The 22,666-nt window shown below is 42.2% G+C and carries 18 protein-coding genes; 9 read left to right on the top strand and 9 right to left on the bottom strand.

The annotated features are described in order from the left end of the window. Positions 1-6: 6 nt before the first annotated feature. A complete protein-coding gene (locus BUC10_RS11170; protein ID WP_073179576.1) occupies positions 7-498 on the bottom strand; it encodes a GNAT family N-acetyltransferase in 492 nt (163 codons plus the stop codon). Positions 499-612: 114 nt separating this feature from the next. On the opposite strand from BUC10_RS11170, the gene fbp reads away from it, so the two are divergent. After that, the gene (gene fbp, locus BUC10_RS11175) at positions 613-1,617 is read left to right on the top strand and encodes a class 1 fructose-bisphosphatase (RefSeq protein WP_073179579.1); all 1,005 of its coding nucleotides are present in this window, start codon (positions 613-615) and stop codon (positions 1,615-1,617) included. A 1-nt stretch (position 1,618) separates the two neighbouring features. Here the strand turns inward: fbp and BUC10_RS11180 are convergent, their stop codons facing one another. Next, positions 1,619-2,041 (bottom strand): tellurite resistance TerB family protein, encoded by a 423-nt coding sequence (locus tag BUC10_RS11180; RefSeq protein ID WP_073179581.1) that lies wholly within the window; start codon positions 2,039-2,041, stop codon positions 1,619-1,621. 111 nt (positions 2,042-2,152) lie between these two features. On the opposite strand from BUC10_RS11180, the gene BUC10_RS11185 reads away from it, so the two are divergent. The 3 genes from BUC10_RS11185 (at position 2,153) to mfd (ending at position 8,685) form a co-directional block, all read left to right on the top strand. After that, positions 2,153-4,615 (top strand): ligase-associated DNA damage response DEXH box helicase, encoded by a 2,463-nt coding sequence (locus BUC10_RS11185; protein ID WP_073179584.1) that lies wholly within the window; start codon positions 2,153-2,155, stop codon positions 4,613-4,615. Then, complete coding sequence (gene pdeM / locus BUC10_RS11190) at positions 4,612-5,244, top strand: ligase-associated DNA damage response endonuclease PdeM (RefSeq protein ID WP_073179586.1); 633 nt, start codon at positions 4,612-4,614, stop codon at positions 5,242-5,244. The genes BUC10_RS11185 and pdeM overlap by 4 nt, the downstream gene beginning before the upstream one ends. 75 nt (positions 5,245-5,319) lie before the next feature. After that, positions 5,320-8,685: a transcription-repair coupling factor gene (mfd, locus tag BUC10_RS11195; protein ID WP_073179588.1), complete on the top strand. Its 3,366-nt coding sequence runs from the start codon at positions 5,320-5,322 to the stop codon at positions 8,683-8,685. Here mfd and BUC10_RS11200 read toward each other — a convergent pair. The 3 genes from BUC10_RS11200 to BUC10_RS11210 are packed head-to-tail and all read right to left on the bottom strand — an operon-like array spanning position 8,682 to position 12,671. Continuing rightward, the gene (locus BUC10_RS11200) at positions 8,682-11,234 is read right to left on the bottom strand and encodes a TonB-dependent receptor (protein WP_073179590.1); all 2,553 of its coding nucleotides are present in this window, start codon (positions 11,232-11,234) and stop codon (positions 8,682-8,684) included. The genes mfd and BUC10_RS11200 overlap by 4 nt on opposite strands. A 3-nt stretch (positions 11,235-11,237) precedes the next feature. Continuing rightward, the gene (locus BUC10_RS11205; RefSeq protein ID WP_073179592.1) at positions 11,238-12,143 is read right to left on the bottom strand and encodes a FecR family protein; all 906 of its coding nucleotides are present in this window, start codon (positions 12,141-12,143) and stop codon (positions 11,238-11,240) included. Between the two features lie 9 nt (positions 12,144-12,152). Continuing rightward, entirely contained in the window at positions 12,153-12,671 is a 519-nt protein-coding gene (locus BUC10_RS11210; protein WP_073179594.1) for an RNA polymerase sigma factor, read from the bottom strand. 228 nt (positions 12,672-12,899) lie between these two features. On the opposite strand from BUC10_RS11210, the gene BUC10_RS11215 reads away from it, so the two are divergent. The 3 genes from BUC10_RS11215 (at position 12,900) to BUC10_RS11225 (ending at position 15,203) form a co-directional block, all read left to right on the top strand. Beyond that, on the top strand, positions 12,900-13,946 hold the full coding sequence (locus BUC10_RS11215; RefSeq protein ID WP_131819069.1) for a putative zinc-binding metallopeptidase: 1,047 nt from the start codon (positions 12,900-12,902) through the stop codon (positions 13,944-13,946). A 10-nt stretch (positions 13,947-13,956) separates the two neighbouring features. Beyond that, complete coding sequence (locus BUC10_RS11220; RefSeq protein ID WP_131819070.1) at positions 13,957-14,388, top strand: DUF6438 domain-containing protein; 432 nt, start codon at positions 13,957-13,959, stop codon at positions 14,386-14,388. A 92-nt stretch (positions 14,389-14,480) separates the two neighbouring features. Beyond that, positions 14,481-15,203 carry a Dph6-related ATP pyrophosphatase gene (locus BUC10_RS11225; RefSeq protein WP_245812819.1) on the top strand — a complete coding sequence of 241 codons (723 nt, stop codon included), beginning with the start codon at positions 14,481-14,483 and terminating at the stop codon, positions 15,201-15,203. Here BUC10_RS11225 and BUC10_RS11230 read toward each other — a convergent pair. Both BUC10_RS11230 and BUC10_RS11235 read right to left on the bottom strand, forming a co-directional pair. Then, positions 15,195-16,343, bottom strand: coding sequence for a serine hydrolase domain-containing protein (locus BUC10_RS11230; RefSeq protein ID WP_073179600.1), 1,149 nt, complete (start codon positions 16,341-16,343; stop codon positions 15,195-15,197). The two genes, BUC10_RS11225 and BUC10_RS11230, sit on opposite strands and share 9 nt — an antisense overlap. Positions 16,344-16,414: 71 nt before the next feature. Beyond that, positions 16,415-18,379 carry a DUF3352 domain-containing protein gene (locus BUC10_RS11235; protein ID WP_073179602.1) on the bottom strand — a complete coding sequence of 655 codons (1,965 nt, stop codon included), beginning with the start codon at positions 18,377-18,379 and terminating at the stop codon, positions 16,415-16,417. Positions 18,380-18,492: 113 nt separating this feature from the next. Here BUC10_RS11235 and BUC10_RS11240 point away from each other — a divergent pair, with 113 nt between their 5' ends. Beyond that, positions 18,493-19,932, top strand: a complete 1,440-nt coding sequence (locus BUC10_RS11240) for an amidohydrolase family protein (protein WP_073179604.1) — start codon at positions 18,493-18,495, stop codon at positions 19,930-19,932. On the opposite strand, the gene BUC10_RS11245 is transcribed toward BUC10_RS11240, so the two are convergent. Continuing rightward, entirely contained in the window at positions 19,927-20,586 is a 660-nt protein-coding gene (locus BUC10_RS11245; protein WP_073179606.1) for an aspartate kinase, read from the bottom strand. The genes BUC10_RS11240 and BUC10_RS11245 overlap by 6 nt on opposite strands. A 52-nt stretch (positions 20,587-20,638) precedes the next feature. Beyond that, on the bottom strand, positions 20,639-20,998 hold the full coding sequence (locus BUC10_RS11250) for a YraN family protein (RefSeq protein WP_073179608.1): 360 nt from the start codon (positions 20,996-20,998) through the stop codon (positions 20,639-20,641). Between the two features lie 169 nt (positions 20,999-21,167). Here BUC10_RS11250 and BUC10_RS11255 point away from each other — a divergent pair, with 169 nt between their 5' ends. After that, positions 21,168-22,661, top strand: coding sequence for a DUF1800 domain-containing protein (locus BUC10_RS11255; RefSeq protein ID WP_073179610.1), 1,494 nt, complete (start codon positions 21,168-21,170; stop codon positions 22,659-22,661). Positions 22,662-22,666 lie beyond the last annotated feature (5 nt).

A 22,666-nucleotide genomic window follows, 5' to 3' on the forward strand; every position in this document is an offset into this window, starting at 1 on the left:
GATTTTTTAAGAGGAAACTGCTAAGTCTTCCATATATTTTTCAATTGCAGATTGGTTGAGCTGTACCACATCCCAATCCCGCATCACCTTAGCTCCTTTTTTCTCATAAAATGCTATGGCAGGTTCGTTCCAATCCAGCACTTCCCAACTAATTCTTTTTACGCCCAAACTATGACCATATTTGACCACTTCGTTAAGCAATGCACTCCCTAAACCGCTTCCCCGCATTTCTTGGGCCACAATCAAATCCTCCAAATGTACTACCGGACCTTTCCATGTAGAATATCGAGGATAGATTAAAGCAATACCCACAACTTGGTTCTCTTTTTCGGCTACAAAACAATGAAATTGTTTACGCTCCCCAAAACCATCTCTAATCAAATCCTCCTCTGTGACCTCAACAGCATTGGGTTCTTTTTCAAAGGAGGCCAGCTCATGGATTAAGGCCATTACCCCTCCCATGTCTTCTTTTCGCGCTTCTCGAATTGTAAAATCCATAATTGTTACAAATAAAACTCAAAGTTATAAATATCTAAATCTTTGTTCAAACGAAAACGTTGTAGTATCACAAAATACACGATATTTGCTCTCAAATAAAACAGCACTGTTTTCATGTTTAGCAAGAACAAAACTTTAGGCGAATTTATTATTGAAAACCAGACCGAATTTCGCTTTTCCACCGGAGAACTCTCTAAGTTAATCAATGCCATACGATTAGCGGCTAAAGTAGTTAACCATGAGGTCAACAAAGCGGGTCTGGTAGACATTTTGGGTACTGCTGGGGATACCAATATTCAGGGAGAAAACCAGCAGAAACTGGATGTGCTTGCCAATGAAAAATTTATTCAAACCTTAAAGAACAGGGAAATTGTCTGTGGTATCGCCTCAGAAGAAGAGGACGATTTCATTAGCATCAACAGTTTGGATGAAAACCATCAAAACAAATACGTGGTTTTGATCGATCCTTTGGATGGTTCCTCCAATATTGATGTGAACGTTTCCGTGGGAACCATTTTTTCCATCTATCGAAGAATAACTCCTGTAGGAACCCCCGTCACCTTAGAAGATTTTCTACAGCCTGGAAAGAACCAGGTTGCAGCGGGCTATATCATTTATGGAACTTCCACCATGTTGGTCTACACTACGGGGCACGGGGTAAACGGATTTACATTGAACCCGGCCATTGGCACCTTCTACCTCTCCCACCCCAACATGCAATTTCCGGAAACTGGAAAGATCTATTCGGTGAACGAGGGGAATTACATCCATTTTCCGCAGGGAGTGAAGGACTATATCAAGTATTGCCAAAAAGAAGAAGGGGATAGACCCTACACCTCAAGATACATTGGTTCATTGGTTTCGGATTTCCACAGAAACATGATCAAAGGGGGCATTTATATGTACCCAAAGAGCAGCAAGGCCCAAAAAGGGAAACTGCGTTTATTGTACGAATGCAATCCCATGGCATTTTTAGCGGAGCAGGCCAATGGCAAGGCTAGTGATGGCCATCAGCGAATTATGGAGCTGCAACCCACCGAATTACACGAACGGGTTCCGTTTTTCTGTGGAAGCAAAAAAATGGTGGAAAAGGCAGAAGAATTTATGGCCGGTTCCTAGGCTATTTATCCATAAGGAACAGATAATCCTCAAAATCAATTTTACCGGTAAAGATCGCTACGGATTTATCCACAAGTGTGTGGGCTTTTTCTGGAGAATAACCCAATCCCACGGCATACTTTACAATCAAATCCTTTTGGGCCTCGTCAATATTTTGGTCAGCCAAGGCCATTCCGAAGAAATCGAAAAGTCTTTTCAACCTGCGTTCAGAACTATGTGGAGTTTCAATCGGATATTTGTTCTCCTTTTTCATCACCTCCTTATATTCGGCATCGGTTATATTTAGACGGAATGCAAATTTGTCCAAAACAGCTTTTTCTTCCTCGCTAATAATTCCATCTGCGGCTGCCAAACTGGCCAAAGTTGCAAAATGGGCAAGGTTTCTTCGCTGTTCTCCGTGCTCGTAAAGATCTAAAATGGGCATATGCTAAAATTTGTTCGGCAAATATAAATCTTAAACCATAAAGGAGTGTAAAATTATCCCCAAAAGAAATTTGTAATTTTCGTTTCGATTGAACCTCATTAAACTATTCCGCTGAACAAACCAGAACTTTTTCATATCGCCGAAAATTGGTTCCATCAACAGGGTTGGAAGCCTTTCCCCTTCCAAAAACAGTCTTGGGAAGCTTTTTTGGATGGGAAGCACGGCCTATTGAATGCCCCAACCGGAAGCGGAAAAACCTATGCCCTTTGGTTTCCCATCGTTTTAAATTACATCCAAAAAAATCCCGAATACCGGACAAAGCACAAAAAAGGACTTAAGGCCATCTGGATAACCCCTTTGAGGGCACTATCCCAAGAAATAAAACAGTCTGCCGAACGCATTACCCAAGACCTAGGCACGCAAATGACCGTAGGTATCCGAACTGGGGACACTTCATCATCAGAGCGCGCCAAGCAAAAGAAGAACATGCCCGATCTACTGATCACTACTCCGGAAAGTCTTCAGTTGTTACTCTCTTCCAAGGGCTACCAAAAGGTTTTCAAGAATTGTTCTGCCATTGTCGTAGATGAATGGCACGAGCTTTTAGGTTCCAAAAGAGGTGTTCAAATGGAGTTGGGGCTTTCGCGCCTAAAGACTATCACTGCCGATTTAAGGATTTGGGGTATCTCCGCCACCATTGGAAATTTGGAGCAGGCCAGGGAGGTGCTATTAGGTCCTGCAAGTGAAGCCTTGACCAATTCGGTCCTCGTCAAAGCCAACCTCAACAAGAAAATTACAGTTAAAAGTATCATCCCAAAAAAAATGGAAACTTTTCCTTGGCGCGGGCACCTTGGACTGCACCTCATGGAGGAGGTTGTCCCAATTATCAACAACAGTAAAACCACCCTCCTTTTTACCAACACCCGTGGTCAATGCGAAATCTGGTTCCAAAAAATATTGGAAAAACATCCCGAATATGCCGGGGAAATAGCCATGCACCATGGCAGCATCAACAAAGAAACCCGATTATGGGTGGAACAAGCCATTAGAAACGAGAGCCTAAAAGCGGTAGTGTGCACTTCCAGTCTGGATCTAGGTGTTGATTTTGCCCCAGTGGAGACCGTAGTGCAAATTGGAGGCCCTAAAGGGGTAGCACGTTTCTTGCAACGTGCCGGGCGTAGCGGACATCGTCCCGGAAAGGAAAGTGTAATTTATTTTTTACCCACCCATGCCATAGAACTGATTGAGGCATCGGCCATGCAGAAAGCGGTTAGAAATGCTGCGGTGGAAGACCGTATCCCTTATTTGAACAGCTACGATGTACTCATCCAATACCTGACCACCTTGGCCATTTCCGACGGATTTTATCCGGATGAGATCTATCTCGAAGTAAAACAGACTTTTTGCTATCAAACCCTTACCAAAGAAACTTGGCAATGGTTACTCAATTTTTTGGTCATGGGCAGTCAAAGCTTAAAAACATACGACGAATACAAAAAGGTAGAAGTAGAGTCCGATGGGAAGTTCAAAGTGAACAATTTGGCCATTGCCCGTAGACATCGATTCCAGATTGGGACCATTGTGGGTGACGCCAGCCTATCTGTTCGTTACCAAAAAGGGGGATATATCGGCACTATTGAAGAATCGTTCATTTCCAAAATGAATCCTGGAGATGTGTTCACCTTTGCAGGACGAAATTTGGAATTCATTCGCATTAAGGGTATGACTGCCCAAGTGAGGAACTCTCCAAAGCGGACGAACAAGATTCCCTCATGGATGGGAGGAAGGTTAAGCTTTTCGGCCAAGATGTCCGAGATATTGAGACAAGAGCTCTACTCGGCCAAGTTGGATTCAAAATTCCAATCTATAGAAATTAGCGCCTTGGCTCCAATGTTTGCGAAACAAAGGGAGGAAAGTATTGTTCCAAAACCCAATCAATTCCTTATTGAAACTTTTAAAAGCCGGGATGGGTACCATCATATTTTTTATCCTTTTGAGGGTAGGGCAATCCATGAGGGTATGAGTAGTTTGCTGGCGTATCGGATTAGTTTATTAACGCCCATAACTTGTTCCCTTGCCTTTAATGATTATGGATTCGAGTTGCTTTCCGATAAAGAAATCAACATGCAAGATGTGCTGGACAATAACCTGTTTTCTCCGGAGTATATGCTTTCAGACCTACAAAAAAGCCTAAATTCCAATGAAATGGCCCGTCGTAAATTCCGGGATATCGCTGTAATTAGTGGAATGGTCTTCACCGGATATCCCGAAAAAGGGGTCAAAATGAAACATCTGCAAAGCAGTTCCCAGCTGCTGTTTGATGTCTTCAAGGATTTTGAGGAAGACAATCTGTTGTACCAGCAAGCATTCACCGAAACCTTTGAACATCAACTCGAGGAAGGTCGACTTCGTTTGGCTTTGGAGCGAATTTCCAGCCAGGAAGTCGTTTGGAAAAAATGTGAAAACCCTACCCCATTTTCGTTCCCGATTATAACAGATAGGTTGAGGGAAAAGCTTTCCAATGAAAAACTTGCGGACCGAATCAAACGGATGACTAAATTGCTTACCAAATGACCCAGTCCATACACATCAAAAATCAAACTTTTGTGCTACATCCCTGTGGAGGTATGTTTTGGGAAGAAAAATCCATGTTGCTTATCAGCGATGTACACCTTGGTAAGGTAGCACACTTTAGAAAGTTTGGCGCTGCTGTCCCCAGAAAGGCCATTCATAAAAATTATGTATTGTTGGATTCTATTGTATCCCATTTCAATCCATTCCAAATATGTTTTTTGGGAGACTTGTTTCATTCCTCCTTGAACAAGGAATGGGAACTCTTTCAAAACTGGGTAGCCAAGACCCCCGCAGAGATTGTACTTGTTTCCGGGAATCACGATATTATTTCACCTCTTAAATTTGAAAAGCTGGGCATTTCTGTTTTTGAGGAATTGATCATTGAAGACTTTCTCCTCACCCATCATCCCGAAGAACGCCAAGGTTTTTTTAATTTTTGTGGGCATATTCATCCCGCAATACGACTTCGAGGATTTGGAAGGCAAAATTTGCGCTTATCGTGTTTTTTCAAATCCAAGAACCAGCTCATTTTTCCAGCGTTTGGCAAATTCACTGGAACACACACCTTACAACCCAAAAAAGGCGATGAAGTTTACGCCATTGTGGAAGATGAAGTGGTTCAGGTTTAGGGTCCCGCCAAAGTGATGCATCTTAAGCTTTAGGTTTCAAATTGTACCGTTTATATTTGCAGCAAATTTCTTGGATTGACCAAATCGTCCATTTCCCAATTTTTTGAACAGTCTCCCCAAATCGGGAAACTGCAGGACGCTATATCCCCAACCCAAACAAGTCCCACAAAAATTCAGCTTAAGGGTCTTACAGGTTCTGCCCTTTCCTTTGCAATTTCTTCCGTATTCAAGCATGCTGAGCTGCCTTTTTTGATACTCCTCAACGACAAAGAGGAGGCAGCCTATTATCTCAACGACCTAGAACAGCTGATTGGTGAAAATCATGTTTTATTTTACCCTGGAAGTTATAGACGGCCGTATCAAATAGAAGAAACGGATAATGCCAACGTGCTGCTGAGAGCCGAGGTGTTGAACCGTATCAATTCCAGAAAAAAACCAGCGGTAATTGTTACTTATCCAGATGCCCTGTTTGAAAAAGTGGTCACCCGTAAGGAGCTGGACAAAAACACCCTCAAAATAAAACTGGAGGATACGTTATCCCTAGATTTTTTGAACGAAGTACTGTTTGAATACCAGTTCAAACGTGTGGATTTTGTAACGGAACCCGGCGAGTTTTCGGTTCGGGGAGGGATTGTGGACGTCTTTTCATTTTCGCACGATGAGCCTTACAGAATTGAATTTTTTGGGGATGAAGTGGACAGCATCCGAACCTTTGATGTGGAAACCCAACTTTCTACGGATAAAGTAAAACGGATTACCATCATTCCCAATGTGGAAAACAAATTTCTACAGGAAACCCGGGAGAGCTTTTTAAAGTATGTAGCTACAAAAACCGTAATCTTCGCCAAAAATCTGGATTTGGTTTACGGGCGCATCGACTCTTTTTTTACCAAAGCGGAGGAAAGTTTTGCCCAGCTCAGTGAGGAAATCAAACATGCCAAACCGGAAGAGTTGTTTGTGACCTCGGACTTGCTTAAAGAGCAGCTGGAGGGTTTTAAGCTGGTGGAGCTAGGTTCAAAAGAGCGCTCGACGGCACTTGAGGTGACTTTTAACACCAAGCCACAACCGTCCTTCAACAAAAAGTTTGATCTCCTCATTGAAAATCTAAACGAAAACCATCAAGACGGATATTCCAACTATATTTTTTGTGCGACGGAACAGCAGGCAAAACGTTTCAATGATATTTTTCAGGATATTGAGGGAGAGGTGCACTACAAGATCATCGTTTTTCCGATATATCAGGGTTTTGTTGACCAAGATTTAAAATTAGTCTGCTACACGGATCACCAAATCTTTGAGCGGTACCACAAGTTCCAGTTAAAAAACGGCTATGCCAAAAAGCAGGCCATCACACTAAAGGAACTCAACAAACTTGAAATTGGTGATTATGTGACCCATATTGATCACGGCATCGGCAAATTTGGCGGCTTGCAAAAAATAGATGTAGAAGGTAAAAAGCAAGAGGCCATAAAACTGGTCTATGGGGACCGGGACATCCTATACGTCAGCATCCATTCGCTTCACAAAATCTCCAAATTTAATGGTAAGGACGGAGCGGCACCCAAAATCTACAAATTGGGCTCGGCCGCCTGGAAAAAATTAAAGCAAAAGACAAAGAGTCGGGTTAAAAAGATTGCATTTGACCTCATCAAGGTATACGCGAAACGAAGACTGGAAAAAGGCTTCCAATATGCCCCTGACAGTTATTTGCAGCACGAATTAGAGGCTTCATTTTTATATGAGGACACTCCTGATCAGGAGAAATCCACCCAAGATGTAAAACGGGATATGGAGAGTGAGCGACCCATGGACCGCTTGATCTGCGGGGATGTTGGTTTTGGAAAAACGGAAGTGGCTATCAGGGCTGCCTTTAAGGCGGTGGACAATGGCAAACAAGTGGCGATATTGGTTCCTACGACCATTTTGGCATTCCAGCACAACAATACTTTCAAAAAGCGATTAGGAGAGTTACCGGTAACAGTGGATTACCTCAACCGATTTAGAACCGCAAAAGAAAAAAGGGAAATCCTAGAGCGATTGGCGGAAGGAAAAATCGACATTATCATTGGCACGCATCAGTTGGTGAACAAAAACGTACAGTTCAAGGACCTTGGGTTGCTTATTGTGGATGAGGAACAAAAGTTTGGAGTGGCTGTAAAGGACAAACTCAAATCCATAAAAGAAAATGTGGATGTACTCACCCTGACGGCCACCCCTATCCCCAGGACCCTTCAATTTAGCTTGATGGCAGCGCGTGATCTTTCCGTCATCAACACCCCTCCCCCAAATAGATACCCCATTGAAAGTAGGGTGATCCGATTTAATGAAGAAATCATCCGAGACGCTGTTTCCTATGAAATACAACGTGGCGGGCAGGTCTTTTTCATCCACAATAGGATTGAGAACATCAAGGAAGTGGCCGGGATGATCCAACGTTTGGTTCCAGATGCCAAAATTGGGATTGGCCATGGACAAATGGAAGGTAAAAAACTGGAACAGTTGATGATGGCCTTTATGAATGGGGAATTTGATGTGTTGGTCTCCACCACTATCGTGGAAAGTGGTTTGGATGTCACCAATGCCAATACCATCTTTATACATAACGCAAACAATTTTGGACTGAGCGACCTTCACCAGATGAGGGGGCGAGTAGGTCGAAGTAATAAAAAAGCGTTTTGTTTCTTCATTACCCCACCTTATGAAGTCATGACTCCTGATGCTAGAAAACGTATAGAGGCCTTGGAACAATTCACAGAACTGGGCAGCGGTTTCAACATCGCCATGAAGGACTTGGAGATACGGGGTGCAGGAGATTTACTGGGTGGTGAACAAAGTGGGTTCATCAACGAAATTGGTTTTGAAACCTATCAAAAGATTTTATCCGAAGCCATTGAGGAACTCAAGGAAAACGAGTTTAAGGAACTGTATGAAGAGGTGGAAGGCAAACAGGAGAAGACCTATGTGAAGGACACCCAATTGGATACGGATTTCGAATTGCTGTTCCCGGACGATTACATCAACAACATAACAGAACGGCTCAACCTTTATACGCAGTTGAACATTGTTAAAGATGAGGAGGGTTTGCAACAATACGAAACGCAACTGGTCGATCGTTTTGGAGAATTACCATCTGAGGCCATAGATTTAATGAATTCTGTCCGAATCAAATGGATTGCCAATAACATTGGATTGGAGAAGGTAGTGTTGAAAAAAGGTAAATTCCTGGGTTATTTTATTGCTGACCAACAATCCGATTTTTACCAAAGTCCTGCCTTCACCAAAGTGTTGAATTACGTGCAATCCAACCCCGGAACATGTCAGCTTAAAGAGAAACAAACCCGCAATGGACTGCGTTTGCTCCTGGTTTTTGATCAAATAACTTCCATCAATAAAGCATTGCTCGCTTTGGCGCCTTTTTCAGATGAGCTTGCAGTTTCTTAAAAAATAATACGAAGCACCAGGTTTGGGGTTGTTCCTAAAGAGAGACGGGTATTCTCTTCCAGTATGATGTTTTGATTGCCTTCAGAATCTGTCACCTGAAAGAGGTCAAAGTCCTTTCTAAGGATGTTTTGCCTTCCATACAGATTTAAGAGGGAGAACCCCAATCTGCCGCGAACATCTTTAGCTTTAGCCAATTTGAATTCGTAACTCAGTGAAGCATCCAACCGATGGTAATCTGGAAGCCTACCAGCGTTAAGTTCACCATATTCGATGACGGTGCTTTCCCCGTCGGTCACGGTGCCCGTAGCCTCTGTAAAAGGAATTCCTGTTCTGTATTTCCATCCCAGCGAAAATTGAAGGTTTTTCCACTGGTAAAAATGGGACCATGTAAGTGAGTGCGCAATGTCATTGTTCCCCGGAAAATCGTTTCCATTGTTTAGTTGCTCAAATTCGAAATTGGTATCGGAAATGGTATAGCCCAACCATGTGGAATAGCGCTTCCATTTCTTTTTAAGGAAAACATCGACTCCCATGGTTTTGCTTTTTCCTTCGGAAAAATCCAAGGTGGTAGTTTGAAATCCTCTAGTGAACGAAGTCAAACCTTGGGTGTTTTTGTAGTAGGCATCAACATCAAGGTTCCATCCACCAAGATTCCATAAAAATCCCCCAGTAAATTGTGTACTAGTAAGCAACGGAATATCGTCACCATTGGCCAAGGCCCAGACTTGGTTTTCCAAACCAAATGCAAATGTCGCCAATTCCAAAATCTGGCTAATGGATTGAACCCTGCGCTCGGCTGAAGCCTTAAGACTGAAATTTGATGCCACTTTTTGTTCGGCATATGCCCTAGGTTCAACCAAAAAGCTTTTGATAATCGAATAATAGGTGCTTCTTAATCCCAATTGTACTTGTCCTTTTGATGTTTTGAAAACAGCGTTCTGAAACAAGGAGTGTGAGTTGTTACTAGCCGATTCACCCTCGGTGAAATCGTTCACCCGTAAAGCAAAATCCACCTTGTTATTGAACATCTGATAACCATTGCTTAAAGACCAATTTTTGCCAATATTCCATTGATGGCGCATAGATGCCCCAAACTCCTCGATAGCGTTATCCTTAGTCACTGTTTCAACAAAAGCCGTGTTTTCATCCACTCCGTTATAACCTAGTTGATAACTGGAAAAATAGGACTGGAAGTTTAGTGAGGAAACATTGTTGATTTTGTGTTCCCATTTGGCATTTACACCAAAATTCTCGACATCCAGAAGGTCGCTGGAGTTATCCGCGAAATCGACATCGCTAAAAGAATAGTCCAACTTGTTTCTGGTAAGCAAGGTTGATAGGGTTAGTTTGTCCTTGTCCGAAATCTGCGCCAATGTTTTCAAGGCCAGGTCAAAAAAATAAAATTCCTCCGTACTGTTCGTGAACTCGGGTTCAAAAAATTCCTGATTCCTTCTTACTCTTGTATTTTGAAAGACCTTATCCGAAAACCTGTTAAACGTAGGGGAATCAAATACATCGGTCAAAGCCCTTCTTGTAGAAACAATAAGTCCCACTTTTTCGGAAATAGGCACTTTTAACTGCGCATCTGCATGGGTCAGGTTAAATCCTATCGCACCCTTTAACTTGGTGGGCAACTCATCCTCCAATTTAATGTCCAATACACCGGAAATCCGATCTCCATATTCTGGTTGCGCCCCGCTTCGATACACCTTCATTTCTTTTACGATGTAGGGATTAAAAGCGGAAAGTGTTCCAAAAAAGTGATCTGAACTGTACATTTTTATTCCATCCCAAAGTATAAGGTTCTGGTCTGGACTGCCGCCACGAATGTACAACCCCGTAGCCGTTTCTGAAGGACTTTCAATACCTGGTAGCAGTTGGGCACTTTGCAGCACATCCGGCTCTGCTAATCCAGAAAGTATCTCCTGTTGTTGGGGATTGGTGGTAATGGCCCCGTCGTTGCTTTTGGAAACTCCCTTGGCAAGATATTCTCGAACCACCACCTCTTGAAGTTCTTCGAACTCTGGGATCATGAGGTATATGGGGCAGTCTTCTTGATTGCCATCCTTTCCATCCATTTCCAAGGTTTGATACCCCAAAAAGGAAATTGTTATGGTGGCATTCCCTGGTACTTTTTCCAGCTTAAAAAAACCATTATCATCCGAAACAGCACCTCTAGTATTATTTGAATCAAAAATAGAGGCACCAACAATGGGGCTGTTATCGCTTTCATCCCTCAGGTAACCGCAAAAGATTACTTTCGCCTCGCTCACAATAAAATATCGGTCGTCAATGGACTCAATGGAAACCTTGGTGTCATTTTCCAAAACCCTTAGAATTTCCTGAAGATTTACCTCATGGGTTTTAAGGGAGACCACCTTATCCTCTAGCAAATCTGCTTTGTACGAAAATCTGACCTTATAGATTTCCTCTAGGTCCAAAAGAACTTTTGTCAATGGAACCTTATCATATTCAAGGATGGTTCTTGTTTCCTGAGCAGGGCCCAAAAAAGAACACCCCATAAGGAGGAGAACAAAAAAATGCTTCATTTACTATTGGCCAAGAACAATGGTGTTCTTATCCCTAAAAGTAACCTTAATCTGCATTGATTCAAAAACTGAGCGTAGGGCCACATCAAGATCAGTATGTGTAAAACTCCCCGTGAAACGTTGTTCCAAATCTACTTTTCCTGTTTGAATGTTGATACTATATTGGTTTTCCAAAGCCCTCACCACCTGATGAAGCGGCGCATTTATAAAACTGCTCTCTTCCTGCACCCACGAAGGAGCGTTATCTTCCAAGGAGTAGCGTTCCAACGCTCCCTCCAATACTCTAACGGCTTGTCCCTGGGTCACCACTTCTTCCATTCCCAAGGTAGCCACTCTCACTTTGCCCTCATAGCAAACAACCTCAAAGAAATCCACATGGGAATTGACCGTGAATTGGGTTCCCAAAACGGTAACGATTCCATTTGCAGTGGTTACAGCGAAATCCGATCCTTTTTCAACCTTAAAATAGGCCTCGCCATTCAAGTCCAACTTTCTTAGACCCTTTTTCCATTGCTTTTCCTTGTAGGTAAGTTGGGTGCGGGAATTTAATATCACGGAAGAATTATCCGGAAGTTGAACACTCATTTGTTCCCCAAATTGGGTAGAATGCTTTACAGTTCCATCCATCACCCAGAGATATCCAAAAAACAAAACTACCGATGCGGCCACCGCATAAGCCCATTTTGGTATCAAGGAAATAACTTTTCCTTTTTCCACTTGTCTTTCCTTTAAGGATTGAAAAGCTCCTTTTTTATCAAAGTCGGGTACTTCGAGAGCTTCTGTGCCTTCCAAAATTGCTTGGTACATTGGATAGTCCTCAGATTTTCTGAAGACCTCCATTTCCTGTTCAGAAAGTGCACCACTAGCCCATTTGGCTAAAAAATCTTCTGTGTTTTCAGGTTTTTCCATGGGTTTTGATTAAACGGATCTTCCTATACTTTTCTTCAGCTTCTGCAATGCCAAGTGCATTCTTCGCTCCACCGCCTTTTGTGTGATTCCAGTAATTTCAGCAATTTCCCTATAGGTCTTCTTATCCTTTCTACTCAATAAAAAAACCACACGTTCCTTTTCAGGAAGGTTGGAGATACTTTGCTGCAGTTTTATCATAAACTCTTTTTCCTCCATTAAAAACTCCGGGTCCTCGGATATAGCTTTACCCTTGGAAACAGATTGGTTGTACTTTAAAATCACCTTCTCATGGGCCACTTCGTTGAAAAAGGCATTTTGAGCCACCTTCATTACAAAAGATTTTGCCTTTCCCCAGACTACCTTTTTACAATTCTGCCATAGCTTAATAAAAGCATCTTGTGTAATATCCTCCGCCCTTTGCAGGTCCTTGCACTTGTAATAGATAAAATTTCGTATTACCTCCGCATGCTCATCGAAAATTCCTTTAAAGACTTTCTCATCACAAACAGATTTAGCTTCAGTACCCATATAGTTTGAAAATGGTTTTCACCAAAACTAATTATTTCAAACCAATGGGCCGTTCGGTTAATAGACCTAAAACATTCCGCTTTAATCCACAACAGCCTTCTTCTGAATTACCCTATTTCTGGTTTGAAAAATTTCATTCCAAAAAAAAATCAAAAAAATAAATAGGGTGTCTTGCCTGCTTCCTGTTGTGAAAGAAAACAAGTGAAAGTTGAATTAAAACTGAAAATTATGAAGCACCTACAAAAATTAAGATGGTTACTGTTATTGTTGCTACTTATAGGAATAGCCCAATCTTGCGAGAAGGACGAAATAATAGTTTCCCCTGTTGCCGATACTACGGAAACCAAAGATGACACCCCACCCAATACCGGTTCAGATAACGACAATCCCGAACCCACTCCTGATCCAGAGCCCACCCCTGATCCGGATTCTTCGGACGGAGAAGCCGAAACGGACATTACCCTGTATACCTTGGAAGGGGACAACTTAAAAAAAGTCAGGGACTATGAAGTATCCGGAAGTGCATTGGAACTTCAGCAAGATGTTGCCAAGCATGAGGAGGTCTGGAATCTTGTCAAAAAGATCATTCCTTCCAATTATTTGGCCAAAATCAGTGATTTTATGATTTATGAAGGTGGTCAAAGCGGTATTGCTGGGTATGTCTTCAACACGAAAGAAGATTTAACCAAATGGAGACTGGGACTAGCCATTGACTATGCCTACGAGGGCGGTTTTAATTCGGATGGCCAGTTCGCCTATACCGTGATTCATGAGTTTGGACATATCCTTACCCTGGATAATACCCAGTTGGATTCTTCAATTGGTGAGGCGAGCTGTCAAAATTATTTTGTTGGGGAAGGATGTGCTAAAAAAGAAGCTTATATAAACGAACTGTTCTCCAACCATTGGTCCGATATATGGTCTGAATACAACAATATTGATGAAGAGGATTTTTCAGCCTTAGATGCTTTTTATGAAAAATATAAAGACCGTTTTGTAACTCCGTACTCAGCCACAAACCCTGCTGAGGATATTGCAGAGGTCTTTGCAACATTTGTGACCAGAAGCAATACGTTCCAAGTAGGCGAAAAGGCTGAGGCCAAGATGCAGTCCCTTCAGAATAAGAACGAATTGGTTGCCCTGAAAGATTTTATTCTTCAGAATACAAGAAGTTCCAAAAGAAGGGCTTTTTTCTCCAAAGGCGGCTCCTGGAAGCATGGAAAACATGTGGGAAAATCTAAAAAAGGGTGTACACACCGTAGAACCACCTCCTAAAACCAAGCGTATGAAAAAAGTAATCATGATAATGACTTTAGTACTGTTCTCCTGCAGGACAAACGAAAAAGTTATGGGTCAGGAAATGGCAAATGAAACGTTGGTTTCCTATTCAAAAGGACCTTGTTTGGGAGGCAGGTGTCCCGTATACCGTCTTGAAGTCTATGTGAACGGAACCTATTATCTCAAAAAATCCAAGGGTGCATATTCCCAAAGGGAATTGGAAGGAAAATTATCTGATGATGAGCTGAAAGTGCTCAATCAGGTCTTGGCTTCCATCCCAAGTGAGGTTGCACCTTTTAAGCGTATCCGTGATGTGCCGGTGACCGGTCTTACCTATCAAGGTAAAAAACACAGGTATCATGCGTCTCGGATTGAAGGTCCGCTTCATACAATCAATTCCCGCATGGAGGAATTGGTCAGTACAATACATGCTAGGTAGTCCCAAAAACCATGTTGTACACTGTAAAAGGTCGTTTCTTCGGAAGCGGCCTTTTCTATTTTGATTTGGTTGTCCAACAAGATACCTTGTGAATGGTTTATCTTCGAGGCATGTCTCAAAAACCGAAAACCTATTTCAATTGGAGTTCTGGGAAAGATTCGGCACTCGCACTGCATCATTTGCTGAAACAAAGTACACATAATGTTGATCGATTGTTGACCACGGTCAATGCTCACCACGATAGGGTATCTATGCATGGACTTCGCCGAGAGGTTTTGATCGCCCAAGCCAAATCCATTGGGATTCCGTTGGATATTTTAGAAGTGCCCGAAAAACCGTCTATGGAATCTTACAATGCCTTGATGGAGTCTAAGGTAAAAGCACTGGTTTCCACGGGTTATTCCCATGCTGCCTTCGGGGATATTTATTTGGAAGACCTGAAGGAATATCGCGAAAAGATGTTGGGCCAATACAACATTTCCTGCGTTTTTCCCATCTGGAAAAGGAACACCAAAGAACTGATTACGGAGTTCCTTGAGCTTGGATTTCGGACCATTATCATATGTATCAATAATTCTCTTTTGGACGAATCATTCCTAGGGGCTGAAATAACCTCAGAACTGTTGGAGCGTCTTCCAGATAACGTTGATTTCTGTGGCGAAAATGGAGAGTTCCATACCTTCTGTTTTGATGGCCCTTTATTTGATCATCCCATTGCCTTTGAATTGGGCGAAAAAGTATTTCGCACCTACGACAATCCTTCGGATGCGACTACACCCATCCCATTTGGGTTTTGTGATGTACTCCTAAAATGAATCATAGACCAACTTCACAAATTCCCCGACCTTTTGCGGCTCCAACCATCGTGTTACGATCAACAAGCCGTTTTCTTGGTCCACCACAATGAAGTTGCCTCCAAATCCCGCGGCATAAAATAAATGCTCCGGTACACCTTCCCAATATCTGGCTCCCTTTTGGTTCAACCACCACATATAACCATAATTAATGTTGGGGACGGAGGGCTTTGTGGCTTTTGTAATCCACGCCTCACTAATGAGTTGTTCTTTAGCCCATTTGCCATTATTTAAAAAGACCATTCCAAATCGGGCCATGTCCTCTGCACTTATAAAAAGTCCTGCACCGGAGTGCCCACCACCGGTAACCGATTTCATTTGGACGCCATCCACCTCTGTCCAAGCATGATCATAGCCAAACCAGCGCCATGTTGTGGAAGCTCCAATCTTATCCATTAACTCTTGCTTAAGAACCATGGGCATCGGCTTGCGCCAAAGATGGGTAAGTGAGTAGGCCAACACATTCACTCGCACATCATTATATTCCATCACGGTACCGGGTTCATTTAGTTTTCTAAATTTCCAATCATCCAAACCTCCTTCTTTGGCAGGGCGATCCGCCCAATCTTTCAAGCCCCAAAGTTCTCCGGACCAATCCGAGTTCTGCTGTAACAAATGTTCCCAACTAATTTTACTGTTGTGATTCCCATTAAAAGTGCCATCCCAAATATAGCTCCCAACCTTGTCATCAGTATTTTTAATAAGGCCTTGGTCCCAGGCCAATCCGGCCATAGTGGACAGGAAACTCTTGGTAACACTAAAGGTCATATCCACCCGCTGGGTGTCTCCCCAAGATGCCAGGATGTAACCGTTTTTCAGTATAATTCCCGCAGGTCCACCTCGTTTTTTGGTAGGCCCCAAAATTTCGTGGAAGGGCTCTCTTTCAAAGCCCTTTAAAATCGCTCTTCTTAGATCCCTAGAACCGGAATATTCGTTTTGCATAGCAAAATCCACAGCCTCTTGGAGTTTATCCGTTTTGAAATTAAATTGTCGGGTTTCAGCTTTTTTCCAAACCTCATTGCGTTTGGGAAAATATAGGTCTTGCCCGAGAACGGGGAGACTAAGAACCAGACCGAACAGGAGGCAATAAATTCTTTTCATATCACTGCTTAAAAATGAAAAATCAAGTTAGTGATTGAAAATTGAAATCTGAAGGTTTTTGGAAGCAATCCCTAGAATTTCTTTTTGAGCTTCAACTCGCCCATTGGGTTATAATAGCGCCAGGTCCCTATCTGCTCATCCTTTCTATATCTTCCGGTGATTTTTTCAGCGCCATTAAGATGATATTCGCGATATCTACCATGTTTAAGTCCATCCTTAAGATCAACCTCAAACCGGATGTTCCCATTGGCGTATTTTTTGGTGAAGGATTTTGCATTCAGGTCAGACGGATAGATGGGCTTTAAGTCAAAGATGGATTCCGAAATCCCCATGGGTGGCTGAATGGGTCTTTTGGGATTTGGGGCCGAGATGAATGGTTCCAAACGGTCGACATCTTGGTAATTCACCACCATGCGGCTCTCAAATAGATCATCGTCCGGACTGAGCTGAAGTCCCATTTTGGAAAAACATACAATAAAGTTCTTATTCTTTTTTAACTGTGCTTGGGTTTTGGCATCCACAATGGACCTCATGTTTTCGTAGAGCAAAGGAACATCGCTATAAAGGAATAAACTGGATTTGTTTTTGAACTTGGCATCAAAATCCTTAAAATCCTTTGATTGTTTCATAGTGTTTCCTTTTTGGAAGTCATCTATGATTCCTTTTAAGGTGTTTGGATTATTACTGAAGATTACATAGTCAGCAACCTGCGTGAAATAGGGTTTGTCAAATTCCTTAAATCGGTTCCCCAATAAAATTTTAAAGAAGCCCTTGATCGAAAGAAAATTGATTTCATAGCCCTTGTAGTCCACGGCCTTAAACTTTACCGGAGTCTTCTTTTTAATTTGCTTAAGCACAAAATCCAAGTTCCTTTTGGCCTCCGAGGAATCTTTGGCCTTTAGCACCAAGGCCAGATCATTCTTCTTTTTGGATATACCCGTGTTGATTTGCAACAATGCAATTTCTTCCCCGATCCAATCGACAAAATTTTTCCTCACATCTATTTTAAGGAACTTTTCCACCTTCACTATCCCAGATTTATATCCCTCAAACTGTTCTGGATTCTTTTGTTGGATGGTCTCAAAATTTTCATAAAACGTTTGAAAGGAATCGAATCCATAACTTATATAAAGGGCAGTTCGGGCAGGGGCTATTTTAGGAATACTTCGTTTTGCCGTGCCCGACTTTTGAAGTGCCTTCAAATAGGTATGGTTGGTTGTGCTTATGTTGGTATAGCCGTCCGCTGTGATAGTGCTGTTCTCATCCAAATCGATATGAAAGCCAGAAAACAAAAAGTTTTTGCTCGCACGATCTAACCATTCATTTTGCTGATCGGAAAAACGTGCATAATACTCATCCAAAAAATCGTATTGCAGGTACACGCGGAACAAATTCTCATATCCCACTCTGGAGTTGATTTCCAAAAAATCAAGGTTTCTTCCCAGTTTAGGTTCATCGTATTGATCTATGGAAGCCTCGACCAAGGTATGGGTATAGGAGGCCACCAGCTGGTTTTTGATAAAAGATAGATAAAGAGTCTCCTTATTTATGCGATCGAACACTTCCAAAATCTCGTGTTCATGATAAATACGCTTGCTCATCGTATAGTTCTCGTTGAGTAGTGTGTTCAGATACGTTTTTAAGAGTTTTAGCTTGGCGATACGTTTTAGGTCAAGGACATAGAAAATGCCGTAGTCCTTTTTGCTGATCATGTGGATAGAAATAAAAAGGGAACGACCATCAAAAAACTCGAACAACTTATGATTGTTGTTGAAGACCGTGTCCACCTTTTGTATGTTCTCTGTTAACTGGGCGAAGTAATCATTTTTTTGAAGATGTCGCCAAGCTTCGCTTTCACTTACCTTGGCCCAGCTGTCAACAGGCTTCTCAGATTCTATAATAAATACGGCATCTTCCGGAATTAGATAGATGGATTGTAGATTGGTTTTGGGAGATAAAATAAAAATATAGGCCAGGTAGCATAGGTAAAGTACCAATAAGGCCAAAAGTCCAAGTAGAATTCTTTTTTTGGTCATGGTTCCCGAAGCTTCTTATACCAAAACGACGAAACCGAATTTTTAGTTCGCCGATTTACATTAAATTGATTTTAGCCAATGAATGGATTATTTTTACCCTTTAACTCTAACTCATGAATACGCTTAAAAAACTGCTCAAGGGAATCACACTATTGGTAGTGCTACTTTTGCTTTTTGCTGTTGGGACACTATGGATAGATGCTAACCGTACCTCCTACCTAGCTATTGATGAAAATCAGGAACTGGCGAACAACAACTATCTGATCACCAACGTAAACATCATCCCAATGACCAGCGATACGGTATTGATGGGGAAAAATGTGTTGGTAAAACGAGGTCGCATAGCAGAAATAGGGGAGAATCTCCAAGCAGATGATGTCCCTCAAATTGATGGTGAAAATGGATATCTCACTCCTGGATTGACAGACATGCATGTACACCTTTGGGACCGTCAGGATCTAGGGGTCTATCTGGCAAATGGGGTAACCACTATTCGTAACCTTCGTGGGTTCCCCATGCATCTAAGAATCAAAAGGGATATCGAAAATGAGAATATCATATCCCCGCAGCTCTTCACTTCTGGTCCTATCTTGACAGGCCCCAATGATCTGGGTGATGAAAAAATCCAGGTTGCAGATGTTTCAACTGCCCGTGAGTTGGTCAAAAGACAAAAAGATCAAGGTTATGATTGTATTAAAACCTATGCGGGAATGCCCGAGGATATTTTCAATACAGTTTTACAACAAGCGGAAGCTTCCCAAATAGATGTAGTGGTTCACCCAAGTTTTGAGGTTCCTTATGGGGCCAACTTTCATCGCCAGATAGCCAGTGTGGAGCATGCGGAGGATATTGTGCAACAGGCCTTGGAGTATCAATTGGACACCACCATCTTAAAAAGCGTAGTTGCCCAATATGGTGCATCCAGACAAACTTTTAGCCCAACGCTCACAGGGTATCACAAAATTGTGGAAATGCTTATCGATGATACTATTGAATCTTCGGAACAGATGGACTATATAAATCCGTTGGTCAAGAAAGTTGACAGCAAAATACAATTGGAACGCTGGTCAAATGAGAAAAAACATAATCCAGATATTGTCCAACAGGTGCAAGCCCAGCACAGATTTCATTTGGGGATTGTGAATCAACTCAACCTGACTGGGGTCAATATTATCTGCGGTACCGATGCTGGAATCGGGATCACCGCCCCAGGATTCTCCATTCATGAGGAATTGGGGTTCTACCGTGAAGCCGGAATGACAAACTACGGAGCTTTGAAAACTGCCACCATAAACCCATCCAGAGCGCATCGGGAACTGCGAGATATTGGAACTGTGGAGATTGGAAATAGAGCAAACCTATTACTACTGGACAAAAATCCACTTCAGCAACTTGAAACTTTAAAGAATCCCAAATGGGTGATGGTCAATGGAAGAAAACTAAATCCCGAACTGCTTCAGATGTTCAAGAACAAAGCCAAAAATCGCAAAGGAATTGTTGCCGCTGGACTCCGTTGGGCTGAATATTTACTTTTTGAAAAATGGATGTTATAGTCCCTTTAAGTCTTTTATCGTTTTGAAAGCCACATCAACCTGGTCCTCGTTCACCAAGATGGTAAACTCGTTGGTAGTGGAAATTACCTCATACAAGATGATACCCTCCCAAGCCAAACGCTGAAAAATAAAATAATAGATTCCTGGAACGGAAACATTTTCAGCAGGAAGTTTAACCGTGATGGAAGATAGGTTTTCAGCTTTCTGGGTACAACGTTCATGCATAAAGTATTTTTCAACCACCCCGTCCATTAAACTGCTGATGACAATATTGATTTCGTTGACCCCTCGGGAGGAAGTATAAAAAACATCTTGATTGGCATTAACCTCTTCCAAAAGTTTGGCCTGTTGCCCTAAAATGGTCTCGGAGGCCAAAAAAGTATAATCCGTTAGTGAGGAGCGTACGGTAATCTCCCCAATATTCTTCAACACTTTTACAATTCTATGGGTCGCCCTAAATTCCAAATCATCAGAAAGGCGTTTGAGCGCCATCACAATGGCCCCATCTTTTACATCCTTTCCCAAAGCCTCGGATATTTCGGGTTTGATTTGACGCGAAAGGGAAGTAAGGTTGATGATACCCTGGGCTAGGGCACTTTGTAAGAAGGGTTTCTTTTTAATGTAGTGTTCAACTACTGCAGATATGGTTTTCATTTTTGCCTGGTTTAAAGCAAAAATAACATATTGTTACAAATAAAACAAATGGTTAGAAATGATAGAAGGCATTTTTCAAATGTTCCACTTTATAGGTATCCTTAGTTTTAACGACCGTGATCAAATCGAAACGTACTTCCTCATCCAAATTATGTTCCTGAACAAAGAAATCTGCAGCGTTCACAAGAAGTCCGATTTTCTTTTGATTGACAACTTCGTTCAGGTTTGCCAAAAAACCGGATGTTCTTGATTTTACCTCAACAACGGCCAAAAATTCCTCCTTAATCGCAAGTATATCTATTTCCGCTTTTTGGTGCCGATAGTTTCGTGCCAAGATGGAATAACCATTGTCCATTAGAAAATCTACCGCGATTTGCTCTCCAAGCTTCCCAAATTCATTGTGTTTCCCCATCGTTTTTGAAAAATATTAAAAAATATGTGCAGTTCATCGAAAAAATTGGTAGTTCACGGCCAAAACAGCGTTTAGATTGTAATTTGTTGGCTGAATTGAACCACACCCAACGTTAACTAAACATATAGTTGCCCCAAAACTATGGACCTATTTAACGCCAATCATTGCTATGGAGTACTTTATCAATTGTAATTCCTCAACCTTGGCGCTGTACACTGATCCACTGGATGAGTTACGTGCGGCCCATTTGTACCGAAGGCTGGGTTTTAGCGCCTCTGTGCAAACAATTAATGCGGCAGTTGGACAAACTGCGGACACCCTTGTGGACAATTTAGTGGACCAGGCTCTTGCCACTCCTCCAATTCCTGCCCCAGCTTGGGCAGATTGGAACAACGCCAATTATCCAGCAGACGATGATCTGGCCCGGCAGTTGCGCAGAGCACAACAGGAAGAGTTTGCTACAGCTTATGGCAACGCCCTGCTGAACAATAACCTCTTGGATAGGTTAAGCTTTTTTTGGAGCAACCACTTTGTGACAGAAATCGACATATATAATTGTAATTCCTTCCTTTACTATTATATCAACTGTCTTCAACGAAACGCCCTAGGTAATTTTAGAACATTCGTGAGCGAAATTGGTCTTACGAGCGCCATGCTATATTATCTGGATGGTGTCCGGAACCGGGGAAACAATCCAAACGAGAATTATGCCCGTGAGCTATATGAGCTTTTCACTTTGGGCGAGGGCAACAATTATACCGAGGAGGATATTATAGAAACCTCCAAGGCAATTTCAGGATATACCAATCGCGGGGAAGAAGGATGTACGCAAGTGACCTTTGACGCTGAAGATTTCAACACCGAGAACAAGACCATTTTTGGCCAGACCGGGAATTGGAACTACGACGATGTCATCAATATCCTTTTTACAGAGAGACCAAATGAAATCGCTTGGTTCATCTGCAAGAAATTATACGAGTTTTTTGTGCATCCCGATTCGGACGATGAAGCTGGGAATGCCGCAGCCATTATCAATGGTATGTCGGCAACTTTCATCGCCAACAATTTTGAAATCGCTCCAGTCCTTAGACAGCTGTTCAAAAGTCAACACTTTTTTGATGAAGATGCCATTGGTGTCATTATTAAAAGTCCGTTCGACCTTTATATGAACCTGCTTAAGGAAACTGGTTTTACATATGACGACAGCACTGTCATCAACGTCATTGATGCTGCGGGAATGATCGGACAAAACTTGTTCGACCCATTTGATGTGGCTGGATGGCAACGAGACAGGGAATGGATCAACACCAACTTTATTATTGGTCGTTGGTTGACTTTAGAGGTGTTTTTAGAACGATTCTTTCAAGACAATCCCGAACAGTTTAGGGATTTTGCCTTGGCCTTGACAGGAAACGACGGGCTTACCAGTAACAACCCGGACCTTATTGCAAGACCAATTATTGATAAGATGTTACCAAAGGGTTTGCTTACCGATGCGGAATATGAAAAGGCATTGATTGCCTTTAGAAGCGACGTGGACGAAACGTATTATGAAGGTGGTGCCACACCAAGTTGGACACTTGCTGTTTGGCCTTCAGCCCCTTCGCAGGTTTATCTACTGCTTAGACATCTATCAAGAGAACCCGAATTTCAACTAAAATAACCCCT

This window comes from Flagellimonas flava (genome assembly GCF_900129665.1).
In the GTDB taxonomy this organism is placed as follows: domain Bacteria; phylum Bacteroidota; class Bacteroidia; order Flavobacteriales; family Flavobacteriaceae; genus Flagellimonas; species Flagellimonas flava.